General features: G+C 33.8%; 4 protein-coding genes and 1 pseudogene. All 5 read left to right on the forward strand.

Translation table 11 applies throughout. The features are described 5' to 3' along the window. A pseudogene (locus RMO70_RS13150) lies at window positions 1-130 on the forward strand (30S ribosomal protein S5); the annotation flags it as partial. A 12-nt stretch (window positions 131-142) separates the two neighbouring features. Beyond that, window positions 143-325, forward strand: coding sequence for a 50S ribosomal protein L30 (rpmD, locus tag RMO70_RS13155; RefSeq protein WP_310556896.1), 183 nt, complete (start codon window positions 143-145; stop codon window positions 323-325). A 12-nt stretch (window positions 326-337) separates the two neighbouring features. After that, entirely contained in the window at window positions 338-790 is a 453-nt protein-coding gene (gene rplO, locus RMO70_RS13160; protein ID WP_310556897.1) for a 50S ribosomal protein L15, read from the forward strand. A gap of 11 nt (window positions 791-801) precedes the next feature. Continuing rightward, the gene (gene secY / locus RMO70_RS13165; protein ID WP_310556898.1) at window positions 802-2,148 is read left to right on the forward strand and encodes a preprotein translocase subunit SecY; all 1,347 of its coding nucleotides are present in this window, start codon (window positions 802-804) and stop codon (window positions 2,146-2,148) included. A gap of 1 nt (window position 2,149) precedes the next feature. After that, the gene (gene infA, locus RMO70_RS13170) at window positions 2,150-2,365 is read left to right on the forward strand and encodes a translation initiation factor IF-1 (protein ID WP_007136545.1); all 216 of its coding nucleotides are present in this window, start codon (window positions 2,150-2,152) and stop codon (window positions 2,363-2,365) included. The last annotated feature ends 57 nt before the right edge of the window (window positions 2,366-2,422 follow it).

Consider the following 2,422-nt stretch of genomic DNA (forward strand, 5'->3'; position numbering starts at 1 on the left):
AAAATCTCAAGGATCTTCTAATCCACACAACGTGGTAAAAGCAACTTTCGATGCATTATTGCAAATGAGAAGTGCTTACACGGTGTCTAGACAAAGAGGAATTTCATTAGAGAAAGTATTTAAAGGTTAATTCAAGGAAATTATGGCTAAATTATTAGTAAAACAAGTTAGAAGCAAAATCAATTGTCCTCTTACTCAAAAAAGAGGATTAGAAGCTTTGGGTCTACGTAAAATGGGTCAAGTTGTAGAGCATGATTCAAATCCAACTATCCTTGGGATGATAAACAAAGTTAAACACTTGGTTTCTGTAGTAGAAACTAAATAACCAAACACTGTTATGAATTTAAGTAATTTACAACCAGCTGAAGGTTCAACACATAATCAAAATAAAAGATTAGGTAGAGGAGAAGGTTCTGGAAAAGGTGGTACTTCTGCAAGAGGTCACAAAGGAGCAAAATCTCGTTCTGGGTATTCTAAAAAGATTGGATTTGAAGGTGGTCAGATGCCACTTCAAAGACGTGTGCCTAAGTTTGGTTTCACAAATATCAATAGAGTTGAGTATCAAGGTGTGAATCTTGATAATTTACAACTGCTAGTTGATAATGGTATTGTAACGGATACAGTTGATATGACAGTATTTATTACAAACCGTTTGGCTACTAAAACTGAAGTTGTTAAAATTTTAGGTAGAGGTGAGCTTAAGGCAAAATTAAAAGTTAGTGCACATAAATTTACTGCAACTGCAAAAGCCGCTATTGAAGCTGCTGGAGGAGAAGCTATAGAATTGTAATTTACCAAACGATGAAAAAATTTATTGAATCGTTTCTAAACGTTTGGAAAATTGAGGAGCTAAAAAACAGAATCCTAATTACATTAGGATTTCTGTTAGTTTATCGTTTTGGTGCCCAAGTTACGTTGCCAGGGATAGATGCTACCAAATTGCAAGGATTGACTGATCAAACTGATAAAGGTATTGGATGGTTAATTGATATTTTTTCTGGTGGAGCTTTTTCTAACGCATCTGTTTTTGCTTTGGGTATTATGCCTTATATTTCGGCTTCGATTGTAGTTCAGTTAATGGGAATTGCGATTCCTTATTTACAAAAATTGCAAAAAGAAGGTGAAAGTGGTAGAAAAAAGATGAATCAAATAACACGTTGGTTAACTATTGTTATTACTTTAGTTCAAGGGCCAGGTTATATATATAACTTGTACAGAACTTTGCCAGAGAATGCTTTCTTGTTAGGTTTTAATTCATTTGCTTTCTTATTTTCTTCAGTTGTTATTTTAACTACAGGAACAGTATTTGCAATGTGGTTAGGAGAAAAAATAACTGATAAAGGTATAGGAAACGGCATTTCATTATTGATTTTAGTTGGTATTGTAGCTAGAATGCCACAAGCATTTATACAAGAATTTAGTTCTGTAATTAAAGGTGGAAATGGTGGCTTAATGTTAATTGTACTTGAAATTATAGTATGGTTGCTCATTATAGTTGCATGTATTCTAATGGTTATGGCTGTTCGTAGAATTCCAGTTCAATATGCACGTCGTTCCGTTTCTGGCGATTTAGAGCAAGATTTAATGGGAGAAAACAGACAATTCATACCTTTAAAATTAAATGCATCTGGTGTAATGCCAATCATTTTTGCACAGGCAATTATGTTTATACCTGCTGCGGTTGCTGGATTGTCACAATCTGAAACGGCACAATCGATAAGTACAAGATTTCAAAATATATTTGGTTGGGAGTATAATTTACTTTTTGCTTTGTTAATCGTTATTTTTACGTACTTTTACACCGCAATTACTGTCCCTACAAATAAAATGGCAGATGATTTAAAGAGAAGTGGTGGTTTTATTCCTGGGGTTAAGCCAGGAGTTGAAACAGCAGATTTTTTAGATCATGTGATGTCTTTAATTACTTTCCCAGGTTCATTATTCCTTGCTTTACTTGCTGTGTTCCCAGCGATTGTTGTTAGTGTAATGGGTGTTCAATCACAATGGGCATTGTTTTTTGGAGGTACATCTTTATTAATTTTGGTTGGAGTTGCAATCGATACAGTTCAACAAATCAATTCATATTTGTTAAATAGACATTATGATGGTTTGATGAAAAGTGGTAAAAACAGAAAAGCAGTAGCTTAATATGGCAAAACAATCAGCAATAGAACAAGACGGTTCAATTATTGAAGCATTGTCAAACGCAATGTTTCGAGTTGAATTAGAAAATGGGCATATCGTAATTGCTCACATTTCAGGAAAAATGCGTATGCATTACATCAAATTATTACCTGGTGATAAAGTGAAACTTGAAATGAGTCCTTACGATTTGTCAAAAGCAAGAATTACTTATAGATACTAATAAAATGAAAGTAAGAGCATCAGTTAAGAAGAGAAGTGCCGAGTGCATTATCGTTCG

This window comes from Flavobacterium sp., from assembly GCF_031422135.1.
In the GTDB taxonomy this organism is placed as follows: Bacteria; Bacteroidota; Bacteroidia; order Flavobacteriales; family Flavobacteriaceae; genus Flavobacterium.